22 protein-coding genes and 5 pseudogenes are annotated in these 24,191 nt (G+C 38.8%); 13 read left to right on the plus strand and 14 right to left on the minus strand.

Annotated elements, in window-relative coordinates:
- Positions 1 to 114: 114 nt before the first annotated feature.
- Complete coding sequence (locus ACQ86H_RS01460) at positions 115 to 1,212, plus strand: glycoside hydrolase family 130 protein (RefSeq protein WP_431293624.1); 1,098 nt, start codon at positions 115 to 117, stop codon at positions 1,210 to 1,212.
- A gap of 83 nt (positions 1,213 to 1,295) precedes the next feature.
- Here ACQ86H_RS01460 and fcl read toward each other — a convergent pair whose 3' ends face one another.
- Positions 1,296 to 2,222 carry a GDP-L-fucose synthase gene (gene fcl / locus ACQ86H_RS01465; protein WP_138818987.1) on the minus strand — a complete coding sequence of 309 codons (927 nt, stop codon included), beginning with the start codon at positions 2,220 to 2,222 and terminating at the stop codon, positions 1,296 to 1,298.
- A 112-nt stretch (positions 2,223 to 2,334) separates the two neighbouring features.
- On the opposite strand from fcl, the gene trmB reads away from it, so the two are divergent.
- The 6 genes from trmB to ACQ86H_RS01495 all read left to right on the plus strand — a co-directional run bounded on the left by trmB (position 2,335) and on the right by ACQ86H_RS01495 (position 5,399).
- Positions 2,335 to 2,985, plus strand: coding sequence for a tRNA (guanosine(46)-N7)-methyltransferase TrmB (gene trmB / locus ACQ86H_RS01470; protein ID WP_138818986.1), 651 nt, complete (start codon positions 2,335 to 2,337; stop codon positions 2,983 to 2,985).
- The gene (locus ACQ86H_RS01475; RefSeq protein WP_431293625.1) at positions 2,985 to 3,320 is read left to right on the plus strand and encodes an MGMT family protein; all 336 of its coding nucleotides are present in this window, start codon (positions 2,985 to 2,987) and stop codon (positions 3,318 to 3,320) included. The genes trmB and ACQ86H_RS01475 overlap by 1 nt, the downstream gene beginning before the upstream one ends.
- A gap of 61 nt (positions 3,321 to 3,381) precedes the next feature.
- Positions 3,382 to 3,735 carry a carboxymuconolactone decarboxylase family protein gene (locus tag ACQ86H_RS01480; RefSeq protein ID WP_431293626.1) on the plus strand — a complete coding sequence of 118 codons (354 nt, stop codon included), beginning with the start codon at positions 3,382 to 3,384 and terminating at the stop codon, positions 3,733 to 3,735.
- 103 nt (positions 3,736 to 3,838) lie between these two features.
- A complete protein-coding gene (locus ACQ86H_RS01485; RefSeq protein ID WP_138818983.1) occupies positions 3,839 to 4,213 on the plus strand; it encodes a four helix bundle protein in 375 nt (124 codons plus the stop codon).
- 53 nt (positions 4,214 to 4,266) lie between these two features.
- Positions 4,267 to 4,857, plus strand: a complete 591-nt coding sequence (locus ACQ86H_RS01490; RefSeq protein ID WP_431293627.1) for a DNA-3-methyladenine glycosylase I — start codon at positions 4,267 to 4,269, stop codon at positions 4,855 to 4,857.
- A 38-nt stretch (positions 4,858 to 4,895) separates the two neighbouring features.
- A complete protein-coding gene (locus ACQ86H_RS01495; protein WP_431293628.1) occupies positions 4,896 to 5,399 on the plus strand; it encodes a GNAT family N-acetyltransferase in 504 nt (167 codons plus the stop codon).
- Between the two features lie 36 nt (positions 5,400 to 5,435).
- Here ACQ86H_RS01495 and ACQ86H_RS01500 read toward each other — a convergent pair whose 3' ends face one another.
- Entirely contained in the window at positions 5,436 to 6,116 is a 681-nt protein-coding gene (locus ACQ86H_RS01500) for a hypothetical protein (protein ID WP_431293629.1), read from the minus strand.
- A 276-nt stretch (positions 6,117 to 6,392) separates the two neighbouring features.
- On the opposite strand from ACQ86H_RS01500, the pseudogene polA reads away from it, so the two are divergent.
- Both polA and ACQ86H_RS01510 read left to right on the plus strand, forming a co-directional pair.
- Positions 6,393 to 9,199: pseudogene (polA, locus tag ACQ86H_RS01505) on the plus strand (DNA polymerase I).
- A 147-nt stretch (positions 9,200 to 9,346) separates the two neighbouring features.
- Positions 9,347 to 9,676, plus strand: coding sequence for a hypothetical protein (locus tag ACQ86H_RS01510; protein WP_138818977.1), 330 nt, complete (start codon positions 9,347 to 9,349; stop codon positions 9,674 to 9,676).
- A 199-nt stretch (positions 9,677 to 9,875) separates the two neighbouring features.
- Here the strand turns inward: ACQ86H_RS01510 and ACQ86H_RS01515 are convergent, their stop codons facing one another.
- The 6 genes and pseudogenes from ACQ86H_RS01515 to ACQ86H_RS01540 form a co-directional block, all read right to left on the minus strand.
- Positions 9,876 to 10,244, minus strand: a complete 369-nt coding sequence (locus ACQ86H_RS01515) for an MBL fold metallo-hydrolase (protein WP_431293630.1) — start codon at positions 10,242 to 10,244, stop codon at positions 9,876 to 9,878.
- Complete coding sequence (locus ACQ86H_RS01520) at positions 10,210 to 10,554, minus strand: MBL fold metallo-hydrolase (RefSeq protein ID WP_431293631.1); 345 nt, start codon at positions 10,552 to 10,554, stop codon at positions 10,210 to 10,212. Before ACQ86H_RS01520 ends, ACQ86H_RS01515 begins: the two co-directional genes overlap by 35 nt.
- A gap of 51 nt (positions 10,555 to 10,605) precedes the next feature.
- Positions 10,606 to 10,911 carry a YbaB/EbfC family nucleoid-associated protein gene (locus ACQ86H_RS01525; protein WP_138818975.1) on the minus strand — a complete coding sequence of 102 codons (306 nt, stop codon included), beginning with the start codon at positions 10,909 to 10,911 and terminating at the stop codon, positions 10,606 to 10,608.
- 22 nt (positions 10,912 to 10,933) lie between these two features.
- Complete coding sequence (locus ACQ86H_RS01530; RefSeq protein ID WP_138818974.1) at positions 10,934 to 11,917, minus strand: hypothetical protein; 984 nt, start codon at positions 11,915 to 11,917, stop codon at positions 10,934 to 10,936.
- Positions 11,918 to 11,921: 4 nt separating this feature from the next.
- Positions 11,922 to 13,150 (minus strand): annotated as a pseudogene (locus ACQ86H_RS01535) (serine hydrolase domain-containing protein).
- A gap of 66 nt (positions 13,151 to 13,216) precedes the next feature.
- Positions 13,217 to 13,768: a cupin domain-containing protein gene (locus ACQ86H_RS01540; protein ID WP_431293632.1), complete on the minus strand. Its 552-nt coding sequence runs from the start codon at positions 13,766 to 13,768 to the stop codon at positions 13,217 to 13,219.
- Positions 13,769 to 13,967: 199 nt separating this feature from the next.
- On the opposite strand from ACQ86H_RS01540, the pseudogene ACQ86H_RS01545 reads away from it, so the two are divergent.
- Positions 13,968 to 14,344, plus strand: a pseudogene (locus tag ACQ86H_RS01545) (GxxExxY protein).
- A gap of 107 nt (positions 14,345 to 14,451) precedes the next feature.
- On the opposite strand, the gene ACQ86H_RS01550 reads toward ACQ86H_RS01545, so the two are convergent.
- The 3 genes and pseudogenes from ACQ86H_RS01550 to pdhA all read right to left on the minus strand — a co-directional run bounded on the left by ACQ86H_RS01550 (position 14,452) and on the right by pdhA (position 19,077).
- Positions 14,452 to 16,230, minus strand: coding sequence for a DUF885 domain-containing protein (locus tag ACQ86H_RS01550; protein ID WP_431293633.1), 1,779 nt, complete (start codon positions 16,228 to 16,230; stop codon positions 14,452 to 14,454).
- A 141-nt stretch (positions 16,231 to 16,371) separates the two neighbouring features.
- Positions 16,372 to 18,050 (minus strand): annotated as a pseudogene (locus ACQ86H_RS01555) (2-oxo acid dehydrogenase subunit E2).
- A 31-nt stretch (positions 18,051 to 18,081) separates the two neighbouring features.
- Entirely contained in the window at positions 18,082 to 19,077 is a 996-nt protein-coding gene (gene pdhA, locus ACQ86H_RS01560; protein ID WP_431293634.1) for a pyruvate dehydrogenase (acetyl-transferring) E1 component subunit alpha, read from the minus strand.
- A gap of 494 nt (positions 19,078 to 19,571) precedes the next feature.
- Here pdhA and ACQ86H_RS01565 point away from each other — a divergent pair, with 494 nt between their 5' ends.
- The 3 genes from ACQ86H_RS01565 (at position 19,572) to ACQ86H_RS01575 (ending at position 21,660) form a co-directional block, all read left to right on the plus strand.
- A complete protein-coding gene (locus tag ACQ86H_RS01565; protein ID WP_121285873.1) occupies positions 19,572 to 20,129 on the plus strand; it encodes a C40 family peptidase in 558 nt (185 codons plus the stop codon).
- 203 nt (positions 20,130 to 20,332) lie between these two features.
- The gene (locus tag ACQ86H_RS01570) at positions 20,333 to 21,430 is read left to right on the plus strand and encodes a CapA family protein (protein ID WP_431293635.1); all 1,098 of its coding nucleotides are present in this window, start codon (positions 20,333 to 20,335) and stop codon (positions 21,428 to 21,430) included.
- A gap of 44 nt (positions 21,431 to 21,474) precedes the next feature.
- Complete coding sequence (locus ACQ86H_RS01575; RefSeq protein WP_025141506.1) at positions 21,475 to 21,660, plus strand: hypothetical protein; 186 nt, start codon at positions 21,475 to 21,477, stop codon at positions 21,658 to 21,660.
- A gap of 118 nt (positions 21,661 to 21,778) precedes the next feature.
- Here ACQ86H_RS01575 and ACQ86H_RS01580 read toward each other — a convergent pair whose 3' ends face one another.
- The 3 genes and pseudogenes from ACQ86H_RS01580 to ACQ86H_RS01590 all read right to left on the minus strand — a co-directional run.
- Positions 21,779 to 21,964, minus strand: a complete 186-nt coding sequence (locus tag ACQ86H_RS01580) for a hypothetical protein (RefSeq protein ID WP_138818968.1) — start codon at positions 21,962 to 21,964, stop codon at positions 21,779 to 21,781.
- A gap of 113 nt (positions 21,965 to 22,077) precedes the next feature.
- Positions 22,078 to 22,917 (minus strand): M13-type metalloendopeptidase, encoded by an 840-nt coding sequence (locus ACQ86H_RS01585; protein ID WP_431295507.1) that lies wholly within the window; start codon positions 22,915 to 22,917, stop codon positions 22,078 to 22,080.
- Positions 22,909 to 24,119 (minus strand): annotated as a pseudogene (locus ACQ86H_RS01590) (M13 family peptidase); the annotation flags it as partial. The pseudogene ACQ86H_RS01590 and the gene ACQ86H_RS01585, both read right to left, overlap by 9 nt.
- Positions 24,120 to 24,191 lie beyond the last annotated feature (72 nt).

Here is a 24,191-nt window from a genome sequence, read left to right on the forward strand (position 1 = left end):
GTTTATATGAGACGTTTAAACAAAACGTTGAATAGAATATTTAGGCGCCATTGATTTAATTAGCGATAATCTAACCATCACTTGCTTAACAGATTAATTGGGTATATTAGCTTTATGAACAAAATCGCTTTACGCTTATTTCTTCTTGTAGTTTTTCTTCCGCTGGCCTTTGCAACAAATGCCCAGGGTCTATTTCCCAAATGGGCGCTAGGACCATTTATACGACCGGAAAATGTAAATCCTATTATTTCGCCAAAAACTGAAAGTCTTTTCTTCGAACCCATGAGCAAACAAAAAATTGCCTGGGAAGCAGGCGACGTATTTAATCCGGCAGCTGTCGAATACAAAAATAAAATATATGTACTTTATCGCGGAGAAGACCGCTCAGGTATTGGTATTGGCAAGCGTACCTCGAGAATAGGTATAGCGGAAAGTAGTGATGGCATTAAAATGAAAAGGAATCCGAAGCCTGTGCTCTATCCTGATGAAGACAATCAGAAAGCATCCGAATGGCCGGGTGGTTGCGAAGACCCGCGAATTGCGGTAACCGCAGAAGGATTGTATATCATGCTGTATACCCAATGGAACCGGAATATATTCCGGTTGGCTGTAGCCACTTCCAAAGATTTGAAACACTGGACTAAACACGGTGCTGCGTTTAGTAAGGCCTATAATGGTAAATTTAAGGATCTAAAATGCAAATCTGGTTCTATTGTAACCAGGGTAGAAAATGGCAAACAGGTAATTGCCAAAATAAACAGCAAATATATGATGTATTGGGGCGAACGTTTCATGAATATTGCTACTTCAGCCGATCTTATCAACTGGGAGCCTGCTTTAAATGCAAAAGGTGATTTGGATTTAATTGTGAAACCCCGAAAAAATTATTTCGATAGCGACCTGACCGAATGTGGTCCACCAGCAATTGTTACCGATAAAGGTATTTTAGTTTTATACAACGGTAAAAACAGGGGCGATGCCGAAAGGGATACCAATTATGTAGCCAATACCTATTCGGCCGGGCAGGTGTTGTTCGATTTAAAAAATCCCTCAAAAGTAATAGCGCGGCTCGATCAACCCTTTTTCGTACCTACTGCACCTTTTGAAAAAGCGGCCAATACCCGTCAGGCACGGTTTTTATTGAAGGGCTGGTTTATTTCAAAAAGAAATGGTTTTTATACTACGGCTGTGCCGATAGCCGGGTGGCAGTAGCCATTTATGATCCTGCTGCTAAAAAATAAGGCGTAAATAAAAAATGCGCAGGATGTTATACTGCGCACCATTGTAAAATTTATTTAGTACCGGCTTTCAAAATCCTGATAAGCCAGGGCAATACCTTCTTTAAGCTCAATTTTATGCTTCCATCCCAGGTTATGGAGTTTACTCACATCCATTAATTTACGCGGCGTGCCGTCTGGTTTGCTGGCATCGAACACCAATTCGCCATCAAAACCTAAAACATCTTTGATCAATAAAGCCAGGTCTTTGATGGTTACATCATGTCCGGTACCAATATTAATCAGATGTGGTTCGTTATAGTTTTGCATTAAGAAATAACAGGCATCTGCTAAGTCGTCGGCGAATAAAAATTCGCGCATAGGTGAACCAGAACCCCAAACTACTACCTCTTTTTCGTTGTTTGCTTTTGCTTCATGTACCTTACGGATCAAAGCTGGTAAAACATGCGAATTTTGAGGATGATAGTTATCATTAAAACCATATAAATTTGTTGGCATTACCGAGATAAAATTACAGCCATATTGATCGCGATAAGCATCGCACATCTTAATCCCTGCAATTTTTGCAATCGCATAAGGTTCGTTGGTAGGTTCTAAAGTTCCGGTCAAGAGGTAATCTTCTTTTAATGGCTGCGGAGCCATTTTAGGGTAAATACAGCTTGAACCTAAAAACATCAGCTTCTTAACATTATTTAAATAGGCATTATGGATCACATTATTCTGAATGGCTAAATTCTCGTAAAGAAAATCGGCCCTGTAAGTGTTGTTCGCTACAATGCCACCAACTTTTGCTGCTGCAAGAAAAACATAATCCGGTTTTTCCTCAGCAAAGAAATCAGTAACCGCCTGCTGGTTGCGCAAATCCAGTTCATCTGAAGTTTTGGTAATAATATTTTCGTAACCTTCTTTTTGCAGTTTACGGTAAATGGCCGAACCCACCATACCACGATGACCTGCAACATATATTTTTGCGTTTTTTTCCACGGTAATTTTTATAAGCTGCAAAAATACAATTCATAAACAAGATTGCCATTAATCTTTCTGGCAAAAGAAACTTCGGTTATTGATTTAATTGTATTTTTGCAGAAAAAAACTTTTGGGTAAAGATAAACTTAGGCGTTTTGCAGAAATCGAAACATTTGCGAACGTATATCAATTAGAACAAGGAAAGGCCTTAAAAGGGAATTGGGCTTCAGCACATTTTAAAAATGCTAATCCGATTGTGCTCGAACTGGCATGTGGCAAAGGTGAATATTCGGTAAATCTGGCCAGGTTATTTCCGGATAAGAATTTCATCGGCATTGATTATAAAGGTAACCGCATTTGGCGCGGGGCCAAAACAGCTATTGAAGACGGGATCGATAATGTGGCTTTTTTAAGGATACAGATTGAAAATTTGTTGGATTACTTTAACGAAGGAGAAATTGATGAGATCTGGATTACCTTTCCTGATCCGCAACCACAGGATAGCCGTGAGAAAAAACGTTTAACTTTTCCCGCATTCTTAAACCGTTATAAAGTTGTTTTAAAACCGGGTGGTCATGTTAATTTGAAAACAGATAACGACCAACTGTATGCTTACACCTGCGAAAAGGTTGCAGAATTAAGTTTACCTGTGCACAAAAATACCAATCATTTATATACTTCAGATCTGGTTGATGAAGTATTGTCGATCAAAACCTATTACGAGAAAAAATACTTGTTACACGATAAGAATATTAATTATATTCAATTTTCTTTTGAATAATGGATACCAACTTTTACGAACAGGTTTATGAGATTGCCCGCTTAATTCCGAAGGGAAGGGTTACTTCCTATGGAGCTATCGCGAAAAGTTTGGGTGCAGCAAAATCTTCAAGAATGGTTGGGCATGCCATGCTGTATGCCGGTACAGCTCAACCCAGGGTGCCTGCTCACCGTGTAGTAAACAGCAGCGGACTGCTTACCGGAAAATTTCATTTTAAGCCCCCTGAATTAATGGAAGAGCTGTTGAGACAGGAAGGGGTTGAAGTGAAGAACGATAAGGTAATTAACTTTAAGAAGGTATTCTGGAATCCGCTGGAAGAAATCAACCTCGACTAAGTAAATTAATATGAACGTCATGCGCTCATTCAAAAAATCATTCTTTCAATAATTAATATACATGGGAAAGCTCGTAGAAGAATTTAATGGCTATCGTGAAAAAATGAACGATAGGATCATGGAAACGGCAAATACGAATATTAAACGTTTTTTTGCTCTTGATACAACCTCTTATGCCGATGGAGCTTTAGATATTAAAACGAAAGAAATGTTAGGCCTGGTAGCCTCGGTGGTTTTGCGCTGTGATGACTGCATAAAATACCATTTAGGCAAATGTTTCGACGCGGGTGTAAACAGCGACGAAATGAACGAGATTTTTATGATTGCCAATCTTGTGGGCGGCAGTATTGTAATTCCGCATTACAGAAGAGCTGTTGAGTATTGGGATGAACTAAGTTTGGAGTCGGGAGTTTAGAGTTGGGAGTTTCCTTGCATGTCCCAGATTGGAGTTGCGAGTTTTTAGAGTGGGAATTCTTAAATCGACTAGATAATGCAATTGAATGTTCTTATATTTAGTTATGGGAACAATTAAGGATTTATTGGCTTATCAGAAAGGATTTAAACTTTCAATGGCGATATTTCATATCTCTAAAAGATTTCCATCAGGAGAAAAATATAGTTTAACGGATCAGATTAGAAGATGCTCGAGAAGTGTTTGTGCGAACTTGGCAGAAGCCTATAGAAAAAGAAAATATCCAAACCATTTCGTGAGTAAGCTCTCCGACGCAGACACCGAAAACGGTGAAACTCAAACTTGGCTAGAATTCGCTCTGGCCTGTAGCTACATTTCTGAGGCTGAATTTAATATGTTAAATAATCAGGCAGAGGAAGTCGCAAAGCTATTGGTATATATGATGAATAATCCGGAAAAGTTCCTGATCAAACAATCTTAATGCCTTGCTATGGCAACTCCAGGCTCCCAACCCTAAACTCCAAACTCACCCCTATGCCGACTCAATACTCCGAACCCCAAACTCCAAACTTAACCATACGCTGTAGCTGGGCTGGCACTGATCCGCTCTACATCAAATACCACGATGAAGAATGGGGGAAACCTGTTTATGATGATAAGATTTTATTCGAATTTTTAATACTGGAAGGTGCGCAGGCAGGTTTAAGCTGGATTACTATCCTTCGAAGACGGGAAAACTACCGTAAAGCCTTTGCCAATTTTGAGGTTAACAAAGTAGCTGCCTTTACTGAAAAAGATGTAGAAAGGTTAATGAATGACGAAGGCATTATTCGTAACCGTTTAAAAGTTAACGGTGCCATTAGCAACGCTAAATTATTTATCGGGATTCAGAAAGAATTTGGCAGTTTCTCTAAATACATGTGGAGTTTTGTTCCTGGTGGCAAACCAATCCAAAATCACATCGAAAAAATGAGTGATGTTCCGCCACGAACAGAACTTTCTGATCAGATCAGCAAAGACATGAAAAAACGTGGTTTCAAATTTTTTGGCACCACCATCTGTTATGCGCATATGCAGGCAACTGGCATGGTGAACGACCACTTATTAAACTGCTGCGCCAGATAATGTTTGCTTCAGCTACAATACACACCGATAGATTTTTATTGAGACAATTTTGTTCTGACGATTTAGCATTTGTTTTTGAAGGATTATCCCATCCGGATGTGATCCACTATTATGGTGTGCGCTATGCAAGCCTGGAGGAAACCAATGAGCAGTTGATCTGGTCCAATGACCTTCAAAAAAATGAAAAAGGTATTTGGTGGGTAATCTGTGATAAAGAAAACCTTGATCTCTTAGGGGCCATAGGATTCAATGATTTAAGCAAAAAAGATCAAAAGGCTGAAATCGGTTTTTGGTTGTTGCCCGAACATTGGGGAAAGGGTATCATTACCGAAGCAGCCAATCCGGTCTGCGATTATGCATTTAAAGAATTACAGTTAAGGAAAATTGAGGCTATGGTTGAAACAGAAAATGATAACAGTAAAAAGGTGCTGAAAAAAATTGGTTTTGATTATCAGGAAACAATGGAGAACTGCGAAATTAAAAACGATAAGCTTATCAGTTTAGCCATTTATATAAAGTTAAAGCGCGAGGATAATAGTTAAACGATCTTGCAATCCTGAAATCAGTTAGTCCTGGCTTTATTTCTTTGTCGCGTTATACTCCTTTACCCATTCAATAACATCCCGGCTGTTAAAATCTGTTCCTACTTCAATTTTGGCTTTTAAAGTTGGCTGATCGCCTATTTTCTGCAACAGGATATTTTTAATCTCAATCTTTTTTGAGTCCTCGGTTATTGCCTTCATCGGCACTTCCTGTAGCGGACCGGCACCGGGTTTTTCGATGAAATAGCGTATAGCGGGCGCACCAGCTGGTCTTTCAGGCGCAGAATTTCGTCCGCCGCCGATGCTGATGCCTCCGCCCATACCCATGCCTCCATAGCCACCGGTTCCTGTTCCAATACCAATTGATGGCCTGAATTTCATCTTTTTCTCTTTCACCTGAGGAACCAGAGTGCCTCCGCCAAAGGAATAAAGGTTAACGGTTCCCATTTCAATTACTTTAACAAAACGATATTCGAAATTACGCCCGTATGCAAATCCTTTGCTCACAAAACTATCACCATTCCAGAAGAAATTTTTCACATCCTTTGCAGGTAAAATTACATCCGTTTCATCATTGGCACTGATAAACACCGAAAAATAGTCGGTACCCTTAATCGTTCCGCGGATTACATCGTCGTTATTTTTAAGGATAAAATCCTGTGCAGAAAGCTGGTTTAAAGTAAAGAAGAAAAGAAAGATAGAAAACAGAAATTTCATATAATCAATTGGCTTTTCACAAATAACGGAACTAAATTTCAATTCGTACTAATTCAGGTTAATTTTGATATTTCCTGTTTCTAATATCTTGATGTTCTTTTTGAAAATTATTGAACGACTCTTTCATTTACCTGAGGAATAAGCTTTCGTATTGCAATTCAATAATTTAATTTTAATTTTTTTGTTGATAAAGCATTTTACCGATATGATTAACTTTGGTTACTTTTATCATCCGGTAAATCTATTTGCCGGCAATCATTAAATCGGTGTAATCACATGAATAAAAAACTCTTTCTCCTCGACGGTATGGCGCTGATGTACAGGGCGCATTTTGCATTAAGCAAAAACCCCCGTTTTACCTCAACAGGCATCAATACATCGGCAGTAATGGGCTTTACCAATACCTTATTAGATGTTTTGAAGAAAGAAAAACCAACACATATTGCGGTTGTTTTTGATACTGAAGCCCCAACAGAAAGGCATACCTCTTTTGAGGCCTACAAAGCACACCGACAGGCCATGCCTGAGGATCTGGCCGCTGCAATGCCTTATGTGATTAAACTGATTACCGGTTTCAATATCCCGGTAATTACTTCTGATGGTTATGAGGCCGATGATATTATTGGTACACTGGCCAAAAAGGCCGAAGCGAAAGGCTATCAGGTATACTGTATGACACCGGATAAGGATTTTGCCCAACTGGTTTCTGAAAATATCTTCATTTACAAACCTGCCCGCATGGGTAATGATATGGAAATATTGGGTGTAAAAGAAGTATTGGCTAAATGGGAGATCGAAAATGTACTACAGGTAATCGATATTTTAGGTTTATGGGGCGATGCCGTGGATAATATTCCGGGTATCCCGGGGATTGGGGAGAAAACCGCTAAAGCCCTGATCAAGCAGTATGGCTCTATGGAGAATATTATTGCCAACTCCCATGAGCTAAAAGGAAAACAACGCGAAAACGTAGAAAACTTTGCAGAACAGGGATTAATCTCTAAAAAACTAGCGACAATTCTATTGGATGTTCCGGTTGAACTGGATGAAGCCAGCCTGGAACTTTGTGATCCAAGCCGCGACTTGTTGGAACCTTTATTTACAGAATTAGAATTCAGAACTTTAGGCCGCAGGGTATTTGGCGATGAATTTTCGGTTACCACGGCACGTTTTCAGGAAGGTACCCAAACCGATCTGTTCGGCAATCAATCGGGTGAAACCATACAATATACCAACACACTTGAAGAAGAACCGGTAGAAAAACTTCCTGCTAAAACCATCGAAAATACCGAACACGATTATCAGTTGCTTGATACCGCAGAAAAACGTGCAGATTTAATCAAACTCTTGCTTGCTGAAAAGCGGATTTCATTTGATACCGAAACTACTGGTACTGATGCAAACATGGCCGATTTAGTAGGTTTGTCATTCTCCATTAAACCAGGTACAGGTTATTATATCCCTGTTCCTGCAGAAAGGGAAGAAGCGCAGTTAATTGTTGATGAATTTAGACCGGTATTGGAAAATGAAGCGATTGAGAAAATCGGTCAGAATACCAAATACGATATTTTAGTGCTGAAGTGGTATGGCCTTGAAGTAAAAGGAAAACTTTTCGATACCATGCTGGCCCACTACTTAATCGATCCTGATACCCGCCATGGGATGGATGTGTTATCAGAAAACTACCTGGGTTATTCACCAATCTCGATTACTAAACTGATCGGTGCAAAAGGCAAAAACCAGGGTACCATGCGTGATGTTCCGGTAATTGATGTGGTTGATTATGCAGCTGAAGATGCTGATGTTACTTTACAGTTGGCGCATATTTTCGAACCAAAATTAAAAGAATTAAACGCTGCCAAGCTGGCCGAAGAAATTGAAAATCCTTTGGTTTATGTTTTGGCTGATATAGAAAAGGAAGGCGTTCGGATTGATATCGAAACTTTACAGGCCTATTCTAAAGAGCTTGAAACAGAAATTATCAAGTTTGAACAGAATGTATATGATAAAGCCGGAATTAAATTTAACCTCGCTTCACCGAAACAATTAGGAGAAGTTTTATTTGATAAACTTCAGCTTGATCCAAAAGCCAAAAAACCAAAACAGGTCAATACCAGACCGGAGAAGACGTTTTAACGGCTTTAGCAAGCAAAAGTGATATTGTACAGGATATTTTAGATTTCCGCCAGTTACAGAAGCTTAAATCAACTTATGTTGATGCATTGCCACTAATGGTTAACCCTAAAACGGGCAGGGTACACACTTCTTACAATCAGGCTGTAGCCGCTACCGGCAGGTTGAGCTCTAACAATCCAAATTTACAAAACATTCCGATCCGTACCGAACGTGGCAGAGAGGTTCGTAAAGCCTTTATTGCTAGGGATGAAAATCACATCTTGTTATCTGCTGATTATTCGCAGATAGAATTGCGCATTATTGCCGAAATCAGTAAGGAAGAGAATATGCTTGATGCTTTTAACAAAGGGATCGATATTCACACGGCAACAGCAGCAAAAGTATATGGTGTAAGTATTGAAGAGGTAGATGGAACGCAGCGTAGAAATGCAAAAGCAGTTAACTTTGGCATCATTTACGGTCAATCGGCTTTTGGTTTATCGCAGAATTTAGGTATTCCGCGTAAGGAAGCAGCCGAAATTATAGAACAATACTTTGCGCAATACCCTGGTATTAAACGTTACATGAGCGATACCATGAATTTTGCCAGGGAAAATGGATTTGTAGAAACCATAATGGGTAGAAGACGCTATTTGAGAGACATTAACTCTGCTAACCAAACAGTAAGAGGTTTTGCAGAACGAAATGCGATTAACGCGCCTATACAGGGCTCTGCAGCGGATATGATCAAGATTGCCATGATCAACATCCACAAAGAGATGAAAGCACAAAATTTGCAATCAACCATGACGATGCAGGTGCATGATGAGTTGGTATTTGATGTACTGAGGTCTGAAAAAGAAGCGATGAAAGCCATTATTGAGGATAAAATGGCCAATGCCATTAAATTAACGGTACCAATTGTTGTAGAAATTGGTGAGGGCGATAACTGGCTGGCTGCGCATTAAAAATAAAAATATTCGTTATCTTCATTAAAACTTCATTCCGATTGATCAATTTTATATCAACAAATAACGAGTAAAACAAAAATCGAAAAAACATGAAACCTCGGAGTGAAACGAAGAAGCTTCATGACAACTAAAAAATCAAGAATTATGAAAAAGTTATTGAGTTTAATCGCAATCGCAGCATTTGGTTTAACAACCGCATTTGCTCAAGCACCAGCTACTAAAGCTAAAACTGTTGCCAAAAAAGAAGTAAAAACAACAACAGCACCTGTTAAAGCAGGCGTAAAACAAGAGGCTAAAAAAGTAGAAACTAAAACAACTACTACAGCTGCTAAAGTAAAAGCAGATGGTACGCCGGATATGCGTTTTAAAGAAAATAAAGCAAAAGCAGTAACCAAAGTTGCTGGTCCGACTAAAAAAGATGGTACAGCAGATATGCGTTACAAAGCAAATAAAACTGCTGCTAAAAAGAATTAGGTTCAGGTTTATAATTTGAAGGGTCTCCAATGAAAATCGGAGGCCCTTTTTTGTTTTTAGGCCAGATAGATTACTCCTTAAGTACGCACTCTTTAAAAAAATCGTCATCTCGACCGGAACGCAGTGTAGCGGAGCGATCTACCTCGAGATAGATCGCTCCATTCCGTTGCACTTCAGTCGAAATGACGGTTTGCCGAAGCTATAAACTTATCGTTTCACCGATTGCCGGCAACAACAAGGTTTTCTTCTCACGTTCAAATTTATCAACAGCGGTTTTGGTATCAATTTCAATTACCGGGAAGGTGTTGTAATGAACGCCGATCACTTTATCGCAATCAAAGTATTTTGTCGCAATTAAAGCATCATCCACATCCATGGTATAATTTCCACCAATCGGTAAAATGGCGTAATCCAGGTTGTAAATATCAGCCAACAGCTTCATTTCAATGGTTAAGCCGGTATCACCAGCAAAGTAAATCTGTTTGCCATCAACTTCTAACACAAAACCTGCAGGATTACCACCATAACTTCCATCAGGCAAGCCAGAAGAATGTGTTGCAGGTACCATACGCACCGCTCCCCCAATCGAAAGTAAATTTGCCGAAATTCATTCCGTGTACTTTTTCTACGCCCTGCTTCGAAGCCCAATCGGTAATCTCCGGCATGGCAATAACTGTAGCCTGGGTTTGTTTAGCCAATTCAACCAGGTCGGCAACATGATCGCCATGACCATGGCTCACTAAAATATAATCAGCTTCAATCGCCTTGATATCTACATTTTTAGCTAATGGATTGTGTGATATAAATGGATCGAATAATAATTTTTTGCCAGCAGCTTCAAGTAGGAAACAAGATTGGCCATAATAGGTGTATTTCATAGTTCTAGTATCAAGTATGGAGATTTAAGTATCAAGATTGATCTAACGATATTATTGGCCAAACATGCCACCTAATCCACCTAGCATATCTTGTGCTGATGCCTGCATTTCTGCGGCACTTACTTGCTCGGCGCTTGCCATTGCTTTGTTAATCGCAGTTAACAAAAGTTCTTCCAATTCTTCTTTATCGGCATTTTTCAAAAACTCCTCATTAATGGAGATTCCGGTGATGGATTTGTTGGCAGTAGCGGTGATTTTTATTGCACCATTTTCAACTTCGCCAAATACCGAGATCGTATCCAGACGTTTTTTAATTTCTTCGGCTTTTTGTTGAGCCGCAAATAATTTATCGAACATAATCGTGTTGTTTTATAATGAACTAAATCCGGCCTAAAATCGTATTGGCTTCATCAAGAAAGCGCTCAATCTTTTTAGTGCCTATAAAGCTTTTAAGGTTTAAGGTGATTGTTTTGTTTTTGGCAGGCAATAAAATTTCTGCCCTGACTTCGGTACCCGAATAAATAAGATTGGTTGTTTTACGGATCACCTGAAAACGGATTAGATCATCAAAAGGATATTCTTTTTTAAACCGGCCGGCAAAAGTAGAACGGATAATCTTTCTTTGGCTTTTATCAAAACGGATATTGGAGGTTGCTGCAAAAAGAAGCGCCAAGCCTATCGCCGCCGGGAAATAGGTGAGGAGTATTTTCTGAATTGATCCTTCGTTTGCCAAAAAATCGGGGCTAAATAATATGGCAACGGTAGCACCGATAAAAATCAACCCAAAAATAAAGCTTCCTATCTTATTATCCCGCAACAGGTAAATACCACCTTCTTCTCTGAAGAATTTAAAATCGTAAATGGTCTGTTTAGGAACTAACGGGGCATTAGCGAACACAAGCTCATCAATCTTTGGTAATACCTCCTGCTGAAAAGCGATCAGGTTAGCATTGGTGGTTTTACTATAACCAGAAGAAACAAGTAAGCCTCTGCCATGCCTGTTGCTTTTTTTGAACAGTTTATAATTAAAGCCGCTTCCCAGTACTTCGTAAGGTTCTACTGAAGCGATATCATCAAAAGGGATTGATCCAATTGGTAAAAACGCAATTTTTTTGTATAAAATCCTGCTGTTCCCATCAAAAATTACTTTTGTTTCAGCAATAAAAATCAGCAATAACGGAATTAATAACAGGCAGCCATAATACCCAAAAGTGAGGCCAGCAGAATAACCTTGTACTGATCTTGATAAATAGAAAATAAATGCCGCAATCAATACAAAAAATATAAGCCCTACTATCCTTAAATTTCTTTTAGGATAGATGGTTAATGTACCCGGTCCGATAATCCATTTTGTTTTTGCCATAAATTTAATCTTCGTCTGAACCTGGCAAACTGCCGTTGCCATGGTATGCCCCCTTACGGATAATTGGCATGTCGAAGTGTTTATACAGATCATCGAGATGCATTAAACTTCCGTTGGTCAGGTTGCCTAAAAACACAATAACAATGTTTTTGTTTAGATCTCTTACATAAATATGGCGGAAACCATGCCACCATCCCGTATGGTACACTACTTTGTCCATTTTTTCGCCATCGAACATTCTCCAGCCATAACCATAGTTGAAATGGCCATTTACGGGCTTATTCCGGCCTACATAAGCCGAATCAAGACTCTTTTTAGTTAGTAGTCTTCCGTTTTTTAAATATTTGTCAAACAAAACCAAATCGTGTACTGTACTGTAAATACCTTTATCTCCCACAGGGCCATCTAAAAAGTTTTGTGCTACCGAATAGCGCCAGGTACGGTCGTGACCAACTACATCAACCGGGATTTTTTCATATTCAGTTGTGCTATATACGTGAGTATGCTTCAATCCTGCCGGTTTAAATACATGCTCCATCATATACTGCGAATAACGCTGTCCGGTTACCTTTTCTATAATGGCACCCAATACCATAAAGTTTGAGTTGTTATAATGGAATCGGTTATCTGGTTTGGTGTATGGGTTTGGTTTCCGCTCAGCAATAACATTCATTACTTCCTGGTTGGTTACTCCCTTTTTCATGTTACGCTTTTCTTTACGCCAGATATCATCGATAAAGTAAACGTAGTTCATCATACCGCTTCGGTGAGAAAGCAATAGCTTTACGGTAATGCCTTCATAAGGAAAATTAGGGAAAAACTTTTTTACGTTATCGTTTAAAGAGAGTTTTCCAGCTTCTACCAATTGCATAATGGCCGTACCAGTAAATGTTTTGGTAATTGAAGCCAGTTCAAACTCAGAGTTGATTTTTAAGCTATCGCGGTGAAGGTAATCGGCCCATCCAATGGCTTTTTCGTAAAGGATTTTACCATCCTTAGCCACCAGCATATTTCCGTTAAAACCATATTTTTTATGTAGATTATCTACAAAATCGGCAATCCATTTGTCGCCTTTTTGTGGATTATAGACTAATAAAAGGCTATCCGCTTTATCGTCTTCTTTGGTGCGGATCTTTTTTTCAGATGCCTTTTTTCTTCAGCTTTTTTGCCTGAACATGCGGTTAGTAAAGTTGCGGAGAGGGCTAATGCTGAACATATATATCTAAAATTCATTTATAATTAGGGTAGTATTTAAAACCCGAAAATTAAAGAATTTTAGACGGTTACAACGAAAGAGTTTTACACATTTTCGCAATTTTGTCCGTACCAGCATTCAAATAAATGGCCTTTACTTCCATAAACGGGGTCACTGTCCGGATTTTTCACTTTAGCAATGGTTTCATCTGCTTCAGGACGTTCTTCCGCTTTGCCATATTTAATGTCATAATCTGAGCCATTTGGATATGCCCCAACAACAGTGAAATCGTCAGTTGAGTTCAGTTTTTTATGTGCTACACCTGCCGGAATGATGATCACATCCCCTTTATCCAGTTCAATGCAAACACCATGTTCACCCCCAAACTGTACATCGGCCTTACCACAAAACACGCCCATTACTTCATGTGTATTGCTATGGTAGTGGTGATAATCAAAAATGCCATCAACCCAAGAATTGGTATAACCATTCTGCGCAAAAACCTTTCTGATTACCTCTTCGGTATCATCCGGATGCAGCCTGAAGGTACCTTTATATATCATTAATGGCAAAGTAGGGTTATTGGGGAAATTGCCATTCTCTTCTATCTTATGCGCAACCAGGTAAGCTTCTTGTATCAATTTTTCTTTGTCCATGATTTGGGTGTTTTAATAATTAACAACGGAATTGGAAAAGGGTTTAGAGTTATCAGGTTTTTCTCCCGCAGATTTAAGAAAATCGGCGCAGAGCGGCTCTCTTTTTTCTTAAACAGAATTTAGATTTTGATAATTACAGGGATTATAATATTTTTAGTTAATCATCCTCATTTAAGAATACCCATTAAATTTTTATACTATGGATGAGAATGATATCTCCTATCAAATAAGAGGTGCAATATTTAAAGTTTACAATGCATTAGGCCCCGGTTTATTAGAATCTGTTTACGAAACGGTACTGACTTATGTTTTAACCGAAATGGCTTAGATGTTAAGCAACAGGTGAAATTACCGGTTGTTTTTGAAGGTGTAACCCTTGATGCCGGCTATCGGATAGATTTATTAATAAACGATCTTGTCATTATCGAAGTAAAATCAGTAGAAACACTTGCTCAAGTTCACCATAAACAAGTACTTACTTACCTCAAACTTTCTGGACTAAAACTAGGACTGCTTGTTAATTTTAACTCATCAGACATATCTCAGTCGATATGGAGAAAAGTGAATGGTCTTTGATAAGTGTTTCCTGCCGATCGCTACGAAAAACGCTGAGATGAATGGTTTATCTGCGTTTTTTGCGAAATCTGCGGGAAACACTTTCTAGTATCAATAAAAAGATATAACTACTTCTGGCTTGCAGCCCAGGCATCCATTTTAGTTTCAAAAACTGATAATGGGAATGATCCGTCTTTTAAAACCGCAGTATGAAAAGCAGCAAGTTTAAATTTCGGCCCCAGCTCTTTTTCGTACTTAGTTCTTAATTCACGTATTTTCATCGCACCTGTTTTATAACCTAAAGCCTGTGCAGGTATGCCCATATAACGTTCAATTTCTGCGGTCGCACCTTCAGTACTAATCGCTTCATTGTCTGTCATGTATTTTATAGCTTCCTCCCTGCTCATGTTTTTGGTGTGGATGGCTACATCAACCACTAAACGGATGGCTCGGTGCATCTCATCGCCCAAAGCACCCATGTGTTGGTAAGGATCCTGATATAGGCCCAGTTCTTTCCCTAACGATTCGCAATATAAAGCCCAACCTTCTACATAAGCATTATGTCCGCCAAAACGGCGAAAATTAGGAAGTGATTTATTTTCTTGCGTTAAAGAAATCTGGTAATGGTGGCCTGGAATTGCCTCATGAAGAAACAGCGATTCCATACCCGAAGTGGTGTTAAATGTTTTCGCATCTAAAATGGGCACATAAAAGATTCCTGGACGTGATCCATCTGCCGAACCTTGATTATACTCTGCACTGGCCGATGCTGCTCTGAAAGCTTCTGTTTGACGGATTTCGAAAGGTGTTTTAGGCTCTACCTCAAACATCTTTTTCAAATTGGGTTTCATGCGTTGATGGATATTTTCAAAAGCAGCCAGCACTTCTTGCGGTGTTTTATATGGCATGAATTTTTTATCCGTTTTCATGTATTCGAAAAAAGCTTTCAAATCGCCCTTAAAGCCAACTAAATTTTTGATGCTATCCATTTGGCCTTTAATCCTGGCGACTTCTTTTAAGCCCGTTTGATAAATTTCTTCCGGCGTTTTATTGGTGGTGGTTTGTTGTTTTACCAGATAAGTATACCAAGCCAATCCGCCGGGCATAGCCGAATAGCCGGAGGTAGTTCGTGTTTTTGGCAGATATTCGTTCTGTAGATAGTCGCCCAATTTTTTATAGGTGGGAATAATTACGTTGGTAATTGAATGGCGGTATGCTTCTGTTAATTTTTGTTTGTCGGCAGCAGAAAAGCTGGCTGGCATTAATTTGACTGGCCCGTAGAACAAACTTTCTTCCGGCTTGGCTACCACCATGCTTTGCATCTGAGGAATCATTTTTATCACTAATGCTTTTGGCAATACAATGCCTGCAGCAGCACCTTTTTTAAAATTTCCGATGGCCGTATCGGCCCACACCGAAAACGCATCAACACGTTTTAACCAATCTTCGTAATTTTTTACCGTTTTAAAAGGTTGTGCCCCTGTGCCCGAGCCCAATTGCCCTATGGTTAAGGGTAGCGCAAACATTTGGTTAAATGGGAGGTATTCAGAATGGTATTTTAATCCTTCCAGATTAATTTCCAATTGATCTTTCAGGTAGTCATAAGATAATTTATCATTTGCGTCAAGACTTTCGCGGTCATATTTACCCAGGCTATCCAGATAACGCTGATTGTAGCTTTTAAACTCTTTTAAATAGGCTTGCGATCCATCATTTGCCAAAAGATCGTTATAGCGTTCATCTCCGATGTAGGTAGCGCTTAAAGGGTTTATTTTTAATCCATCCTGATAATATTGCTCGCAAAGTGCCGCAAAGGCTTTGTTTTCTGCGGCATTATCAGAACTGTTTTTTTGCTTACAGGCAAGCATCGCAGTAATGCAGGCAGCAAAAAGAAATATCTTTTTCATTTTATTTTGAGTTAAGGTTCTAGTCAAAAATAACAAATTAAGTCGCCATTTACGAAAAGCCTTAAACGCAAAAAAGCCATCCGAAAAGGATGGCTTTGATATGTAGTCCGTATAAACTGAAAACGGTGAATTGCTAACTGATTACGCTAATAACCTGATTGGTTCTTCTAATAAACCTTTTAAGGTTTGTAAGAACTGTGCTCCGGTTGCACCATCAACCACACGGTGATCGCAACCTAAAGTCAATTTCATTACGTTACCGGGAACAACAGCGCCGTTTTTAACAACAGGAACTTGTTGTATGGCACCTACTGATAAAATTGCACCATCAGGAGAGTTGATAATTGAAGTAAACTCATCAATACCAAACATACCTAAGTTAGATACGGTGAAAGTAGAACCTTCCCAATCTGCCGGTTGTAATTTTTTAGCTTTTGCTTTACCACCAAAATCTTTTACTTCTGCAGAAATGTGTGATAAAGATTTGCCATCAGCAAAACGCACTACTGGTACCAATAAGCCATCTTCAACAGCCATGGCTACACCAATGTTGGTATGTTCATTAAATCTGATTTTATCACCACCCCATGATGAATTAACAGCCGGGTGTTTTTTCAATGCAACGGCAACCGCTTTAATTACGATATCGTTGAAAGAAACCTTAACAGGAGCAACTGCATTAATAGCTGTGCGTGCAGCCATTGCGTTGTCCATATCAATGCTGATGGTTAAATAAAAGTGTGGAGCAGTAAATAAACTTTCTGCTAAACGTTTTGCAATTACTTTACGCATTTGCGAAACCGGAGCTTCTGTATATTTAACTTCACCCACAAAAGTAGGAATAACAGGTGCTGGTGCAGCAGCTTTCTCTGCAGCCGGAGCTGAAGCAGGCTCTGCTTTTGCAGGTGCAGCAGATGGTTTAAAGTTTTCGATATCTTTTTTAATGATACGGCCACCTTCTGCACTACCTGCAACCTGTGCTAAATCGATCCCTTTGTCTTTAGCAATTTTCTTAGCTAAAGGAGATGCTTTAACACGGCTATCTGAAGAATTTTCAGCAACTGGAGCAGATTCGCTTGCATCAGCAGTTGTAGCTTGTTTTTCTTCTTTAGGTGCTTCTGTGCTTTCAGCTTTAGGAGCCGGAGCTGAGCCTCCCGCTAAAATTCCACTTACATCGGTTCCTTCGGGACCAACAATTGCGATAATTCCGTTCACTTTAGCAGCCTGGCCTTTTTCTACACCAATGTGTAATAAAGTTCCGGTTGCATAACCCATTACTTCCATAGTAGCCTTATCGGTTTCTACATCAGCAAGAACATCGTCATCCTTAACTTTATCGCCAACTTTTTTATGCCATTCGGCAATTACGCCTTCTGTCATGGTATCGCTCAATAAAGGCATGCGGATAACCGTAACACCTTTAGCAGCTAATTCTTCTTCGCTTAAACCACCGCCTTGAGCAGGGGCAGCTTCTTCTTTTTATCTTCCGCTTTAGGAGCTTCATCTTTACTCTCAGTCTTCGGACTTGCCGACTCCTGACTTCCAGACTGTTCTGCCTCTAATGCTGCTTTATAATCTTCGCCTTCTTTACCAATAACGGCCATGATGGCATCAACGGGAACAGCTGTTCCTTCTTCTACACCAACGTATAAAAGGACACCATCCCAATAAGATTCCATATCCATTGTTGCTTTGTCAGTTTCTACTTCTGCCAAAACATCGCCGCTTTTCACTTTATCGCCCACTTTTTTGTGCCACTTTGCCAAAACCCCTTCGGTCATGGTGTCGCTCATTTTGGGCATTTTAATTACATCAGCCATTATATCTAATTAATTGAATCTTATTATAATATTAGTCCATTACGTAAGGATAGTTCTCTTGCATATATACATCTTTGTACAATTCAGATGCATCAGGCCATGGAGATTCTTCAGCAAATTTTACTGCCTGATCTACAATTCCTTTTACTTTAGCTTCTACTTCTTCAATCCAGGCTTGATCTGCATACTTTTCTTTAAGGATCGTTTCTCTTGCATGCTCAACCGGATCTTTTGCTTTATAATCTTCTAATTCTTCTTTGGTACGGTATTTTGCCGGATCTGACATCGAGTGCCCACGGTAACGGTAAGTTCTCATTTCCAGGAAAGTAGGTCCTTCACCTTTACGCGCACGTTGAATTGCTTCGTCCATTGCATTGTGTACAGCAACCGGATCCATACCGTCAACTGGTGCGCATGGCATATCGAAACCTAAACCTATTTTATAAATATCGGTCATGTTAGTAGTACGTTGTACTGAAGTACCCATTGCATAACCATTGTTTTCGCAAACAAAAATAACAGGCAATTTCCAAAGCATGGCCATGTTAAAGGTTTCGTTTAATGCACCCTGGCGCACAGCACCATCGCCCATATAACATATATTAACATTATCTGTTCCTTTGTATTTTTCTGCAAAAGCAACGCCAGCACCTAAAGGAATCTGACCGCCAACGATTGCATGACCACCATAGAAGTTATGCTCTTTACTGAACATGTGCATTGAACCACCTTTACCTTTAGAGCAACCTGTAGCCTTACCGTACATTTCTGCCATAATACTATCAGCACTAACTCCTAAAGCTAAGGCATGGGCGTGATCACGGTAAGTGGTAATCATTGAATCGCCTTTTTGCATCGCAGATATAGCACCTGCAACTACAGCTTCTTGTCCAATGTATAAATGACAAAAGCCACGTATTTTTTGTTGTCCGTATAACTGGCCGGTTTTTTCTTCGAATTTGCGCATCAGCAACATCGACTCAAACCACTTTAACCAGGTATCTTTATTTATTTCTACTGCACTCATTTTAGGATATTTGTTTTTTGCGACAGCAAATCTAATTTTTTTATTGTAATTTTTGGCACTTTTTAGTGTAAAAACATCATAGTATTAGGGTTGTAATCAGATTTAACAGTTGTTTTACAATTAAATATAAATCTGGATTATCATTATCGATTTAACAGCGATTTCTTATAATTAAATCAACGCCCTTTATCATAATATGGAATCAATTTATTCTAAAATTTAATTCTGTATTAGCGCTTATTTCCATAATTTAAAAATAAAGCATTTTAATGATTAATGGAAAATTAAAAAGAAACCACACTCGTAAAAACATGTTTTATCTGCAGAAATTTTAATGAATATTGGTGGATGAAAAATAAAAATGTTAATAACTTTAGTTTTTTATAACATTACATTTGGATAACATTTGTATAATCAATACTTTTGACAACCAACAATAAGCCCATGTGGTGTACGTTAATGTGTAAGTGAATACCCAAACATAACTGTATAACATGATTAAAAAAATTTTGTTTTCTACCCTAATCGCTATCTGCACGCTCTCAAACGCATTTGCGCAAACAAAAACAAAAGAATCTGGTAAAGAATTAAATGATCCCGATAACCTTGCATCACAATATTTTTCGCAGGTAATGGGTGTTGCGGTAGATGCGACCTCGAATTTAAAACTGTACAAGTTTATATACGAATGGATCGGAACACCATATAGTTATGGTGGAAACAGCAAAAGAGGCATTGATTGCTCGGCTTTTACTAAAGCAATTTACGACAAAGTTTTCAACACAACCATCAGAAGAAATTCACGCGATATTTTCAGCATGGTAGATCCGTTATCAAAAGAAGATTTAAAAGAAGGCGACCTGGTTTTCTTCAAAATTAAAAGCAGAAGTATTTCACATGTTGGTATTTACCTCGGCGATAACAGATTTGCACACGCATCAAGTTCCCGTGGTGTGGTCATCAGCAACCTTAACGAACCTTATTACAGCCGTTATTTTTACAAGGGTGGCCGCGTTTTAGAATCTTTTAAGAAAGAATTTACAGTAGAATAGTTCTGTTAGTTGTTAACGATTTTCAGTTAACAGTTAATGATAAGACATAAATCCTCCTAAAGAAATTTCGGAGGATTTTTTTTAACAAAACTCTAAGCCGTCATTTCGAGCGGAGTGAAACGTAGTCGGGAAATCTAATGCAGATCTCTCCATTTCGCTGTGCTTCAGTCGAGGATGACCATCATAAATACAATACGCACCTAATGAAGTTCATCAATACCATTCTAATCTTACCCTTTGTTGTTATTATCCTGATCAGTTGCACCAGTAATAATGCAAAGGTTAGCCCGCCTATAGTAAAACAAGATACGGTCTCCCGGAAAATAAAAGATACGATATCGATAACAGCTGTTGGTGATATTATGCTTGGCTCTGCTTTTCCGTCCAAAACCAATCTTCCACCGGATGACGCTATAAACAGCTTCCAGGTGGTTGATAGCTTATTAAAAGGTGATATCGTATTTGGAAACTTAGAGGGCTGCTTTCTGAACTCAGGCAATTCGAACAAATGTAATGGCATTAATCCTAACAATTGTTACGCTTTTAGAATGCCGGAGCGCTACGCTGGGATATACAAGGAGGCAGGATTTAATGTTTTGAGTATCGCCAATAACCATGTTGGTGATTTTGACGCAAAGGGAAGGAAAAATACGGCAAGAATTTTAGATTCGCTGAAAATCCATTATGCCGGACAGGTAAATAAACCTTTTGAAGTTTTTGAGAAAGACAGTGTAAAGTATGCGTTCTGTGCTTTTGCCCCGAATGAGAATACGGTATCGATTAATAAGATTGATAGTGCGAAAGCTTTAGTGGCCCGTTTAAGATTAATGGCTGATATTGTGATTGTTTCTTTTCACGGCGGTGGTGAGGGGGCAAGATTTGAACATGTTCCACGTAAGAACGAGATTTTTTATAAAGAGAACAGGGGCAATGTTTATGCCTTTGCACATGCGGTTATTGATGCTGGTGCTGATGTGGTACTGGGACATGGTCCGCATGTAACCAGAGCAGTTGAAGTTTATAAAAATAAATTCATTGCTTACAGTTTGGGTAACTTTTGCACATACGGCATGTTCAGCTTAAAAGGTAATAACGGTATTGCCCCCTTACTTCAGCTAAAAATAAATGCAAAGGGCGATTTTCTCTATGCCGATATTGTATCAGTTAAACAGGATAAGATTAATCGTTTAACCCTGGATGATAACCGTGGTGCCTTTAAACGGATTAAAGAGTTGACGGATATTGACTTCAATGGTCACCAGCTTAAATTCGCTGATAACAGAATCAGTTTAAAAGATTAATCTTCTGCGACATCAATCTCAATTTAATTCAGAATATTTGCCCTATGAAAACGGGATTAATACTTCACTATATTATCGGTATTGCAGCAGCTATTTTAGTTTTGGCAGCAGCTTACTATATTCAGCAAAACCCAAAGAACCTATTGTCTGCCGGGATTATCATTTTAGCCGGCTGCCTGGTGGCTTTTAGCCAATACCAGATCATTAAACACAAAAAGAAACAAAAATAATTGTTCTTTTAGAAGTACAAACGCCACAAACTTTAAAGATGGAATTTATCTTGGCTTAGCCATTGGCGCAGCAGGTTTACTTTTTATTTTATCGGGGAAGTTTAAAAGGAAGAGTTAATTAACTCTCATCCTTCGTATTCTTTACCAAGCCAATACCCGATACAAAGAATATCAGTCCGATGATTCCATATACCATCAATCCTCTTGTATTTTGATTGTGGTTTACAAAGCCATACCCGGCATATATCAATCCAATTATACCAAGTACAGTTAATATGGTGCCAAAAGTGCGTTTTACGTTCATGTGGTGATTATTTAATAAGATAAAGACAAATTTTTCCTCTATTTGTTTTAAAGCAAAAAAAGTCCATTTCGGCTATCGAAATGGACTTTTCACAAAAAAATTAAGCGCTTAATCTACCAAACACCTAGCCTGTTTGCAGGTGCTACATACATTTTCGCAGTTGCAGGAATGTTGAACGCCTTATAAAATGCTTCCATATTATACACAGGGCCATTCACACGGAACATTTCCGGGCTGTGTGGATCTGTTTTTAATCGTACACGCATGCTTTCGTCACGGGTTTTGATTCTCCACACCTGGGCAAAGCTTAAGAAGAAACGTTGATCGGGTGTAAAACCATCAATCTTTTTATCCCCTTTTCCTTGTTCGGTCAATTTAAACGCATCGTATGCAATGTTTAATCCTCCTATATCGGCCAGGTTTTCACCCAAGGTTAATGAACCGTTTACATGTTGTTTGTCTAACAGTGAAAAGTTGTTGTAAAATGTTTCTACTTTACCAGCCTTGGCTTTAAATTTATCAGCATCGGCTTTTGTCCACCATTCTTTCAAATTGCCTACCGCATCATACTGGCGGCCCTGATCGTCAAAACCGTGTGTCATTTCATGACCAATTACTGCACCTATTGCACCATAGTTAATGGCATCATCTGCGCTAAAATCAAAGAAAGGGAACTGTAAGATTCCGGCTGGGAAAACAATTTCGTTGAAAGATGGATTGTAATAGGCATTTACGGTCGGCGGAGTCATTCCCCACTCTGATTTATCGACATTTTTGCCCAATTTATCCATCATTTCTTTGTAGGCATGTTTGTTAGCAGACTTAAGATTGGCGTAGTAGGTATTTTTAGATACCTCTACATCATCATATTTTTTCCATTTATCGGGATAACCGATTTTTTTGATAAATGCGTTAAGTTTTTCTAGAGCTTTCTTTTTGGTATCAGGCGTCATCCAATCTACTTTCTGGATTCTTTCAGCATATACCTTCTGTAAATTATTTACCAGGGTTAACATGCGCTCTTTCGCTTCTGGTTTGAAATACTTTTCAGCATATAATTGACCTAAAAGTTCTCCTAAACGACCATCGGTAGCATTTACTATAGCTTTCCATCTTTCTGTTGGTGCCTGTTGACCATAAAGTGTTTTGGAGAAAAAGTCGAATTTAGCATCTCTGAATTTTTTGGTGAAAGCATTAGCCGAGCTGTTCAATGCATCAAACTTTAACTTTTCTTTCCAGATTTCGATAGGCTGACTTTTTACCAGTGCTGATAAGGTTTGATAATATTTTGGCTGCCTAACAATAACGGTATCTGTGTTTGCACCTAGTTTGGTCAAAACAGATTTCCACTCAATGTTTGGGGTCTGTTTTTGAAAATCAGCCACCGTCATTTTGTTATAATTTTTTTGCGGATCGCGAAGTTGAACAGGTGTTGAATGAGACTGTGCAATTGCTGTTTCCAGTTTTAAAATATCAGCAGCATATTTGGCTGCGTTCGCAGAATCGCCTGAAAGGTTAAAAATCTTTGTGATGTATTTGATATACTCGGTTCTGATTTTTTTGCCTTATCATCCTGCTCTAAATAATAACTACGATCTGGCAAGGTAATGCCGGCCTGAGAAAATGATAAAGCATTTTTGCTGCTTAATTTATCATCCGGTTCTACGCCAAAGCCAAATAAGTCGCCTTCACCTTCTTTATAGCCATCGGCAACAAAATTAATTAAGTCCTTGTCGTTTTTAATCTCGTCTATTTTACTTAAGAGTGGTTTTACAGGTTCTATACCCAGCTTTTCGATGGTAAGGGTATCCATTCCACTGGTATAAAAATCGCCCACTTTCTGTTCAGTACTTCCCTTAGCCGCATTAGCTTTTGAAGCGTTTTCAAGAATGCTGTTCAGATTTTTTAGGTTGTCATTATATAAGGTATAAAAAGAACCCCAGCCTGTTTCGGTTTTAGGAATTTCCGTATTTTTCATCCATTTACCATTGGCATAAAGGAAAAAGTTATCACCAGGTTTTATGGTGGTATCCATGCCTGCCTTATCGAAAAATTCGGTACGTGTATTTACGGTATCCGTTTCCTGATGGCTCTTATTCTGGCATGCCGCAAAGAGCAAAACACCTGCCGCCGGAAGAAATAGTTTAATTTTCATTACGTATAAGTTAGTTAGAAAACTTAAAGCTACAAAATGCCTGATGTAGTTTATATGAATTTTTTTATAACT

Source organism: Pedobacter sp. P26 (genome assembly GCF_050632135.1).
GTDB lineage: Bacteria > Bacteroidota > Bacteroidia > Sphingobacteriales > Sphingobacteriaceae > Pedobacter.

What these genes read in the sequence shown, in the direction of transcription:
- pdhA (WP_431293634.1), bottom strand. Translation starts at nt 19,077, where the DNA reads ATGAGTGCAGTAGAAATAAATAAAGATACCTGGTTAAAGTGGTTTGAG.
- ACQ86H_RS01490 (WP_431293627.1), top strand. Translation starts at nt 4,267, where the DNA reads ATGCCGACTCAATACTCCGAACCCCAAACTCCAAACTTAACCATACGC.
- ACQ86H_RS01520 (WP_431293631.1), bottom strand. Translation starts at nt 10,554, where the DNA reads ATGAAATACACCTATTATGGCCAATCTTGTTTCCTACTTGAAGCTGCT.
- ACQ86H_RS01500 (WP_431293629.1), bottom strand. Translation starts at nt 6,116, where the DNA reads ATGAAATTTCTGTTTTCTATCTTTCTTTTCTTCTTTACTTTAAACCAG.
- ACQ86H_RS01510 (WP_138818977.1), top strand. Translation starts at nt 9,347, where the DNA reads ATGAAAAAGTTATTGAGTTTAATCGCAATCGCAGCATTTGGTTTAACA.
- ACQ86H_RS01540 (WP_431293632.1), bottom strand. Translation starts at nt 13,768, where the DNA reads ATGGACAAAGAAAAATTGATACAAGAAGCTTACCTGGTTGCGCATAAG.
- ACQ86H_RS01575 (WP_025141506.1), top strand. Translation starts at nt 21,475, where the DNA reads ATGAAAACGGGATTAATACTTCACTATATTATCGGTATTGCAGCAGCT.
- ACQ86H_RS01570 (WP_431293635.1), top strand. Translation starts at nt 20,333, where the DNA reads ATGAAGTTCATCAATACCATTCTAATCTTACCCTTTGTTGTTATTATC.
- ACQ86H_RS01475 (WP_431293625.1), top strand. Translation starts at nt 2,985, where the DNA reads ATGGATACCAACTTTTACGAACAGGTTTATGAGATTGCCCGCTTAATT.
- ACQ86H_RS01460 (WP_431293624.1), top strand. Translation starts at nt 115, where the DNA reads ATGAACAAAATCGCTTTACGCTTATTTCTTCTTGTAGTTTTTCTTCCG.
- ACQ86H_RS01480 (WP_431293626.1), top strand. Translation starts at nt 3,382, where the DNA reads ATGGGAAAGCTCGTAGAAGAATTTAATGGCTATCGTGAAAAAATGAAC.
- ACQ86H_RS01485 (WP_138818983.1), top strand. Translation starts at nt 3,839, where the DNA reads ATGGGAACAATTAAGGATTTATTGGCTTATCAGAAAGGATTTAAACTT.
- ACQ86H_RS01580 (WP_138818968.1), bottom strand. Translation starts at nt 21,964, where the DNA reads ATGAACGTAAAACGCACTTTTGGCACCATATTAACTGTACTTGGTATA.
- ACQ86H_RS01585 (WP_431295507.1), bottom strand. Translation starts at nt 22,917, where the DNA reads ATGACGCCTGATACCAAAAAGAAAGCTCTAGAAAAACTTAACGCATTT.
- ACQ86H_RS01530 (WP_138818974.1), bottom strand. Translation starts at nt 11,917, where the DNA reads ATGGCAAAAACAAAATGGATTATCGGACCGGGTACATTAACCATCTAT.
- ACQ86H_RS01550 (WP_431293633.1), bottom strand. Translation starts at nt 16,230, where the DNA reads ATGAAAAAGATATTTCTTTTTGCTGCCTGCATTACTGCGATGCTTGCC.
- ACQ86H_RS01515 (WP_431293630.1), bottom strand. Translation starts at nt 10,244, where the DNA reads ATGGTACCTGCAACACATTCTTCTGGCTTGCCTGATGGAAGTTATGGT.
- ACQ86H_RS01525 (WP_138818975.1), bottom strand. Translation starts at nt 10,911, where the DNA reads ATGTTCGATAAATTATTTGCGGCTCAACAAAAAGCCGAAGAAATTAAA.
- ACQ86H_RS01565 (WP_121285873.1), top strand. Translation starts at nt 19,572, where the DNA reads ATGATTAAAAAAATTTTGTTTTCTACCCTAATCGCTATCTGCACGCTC.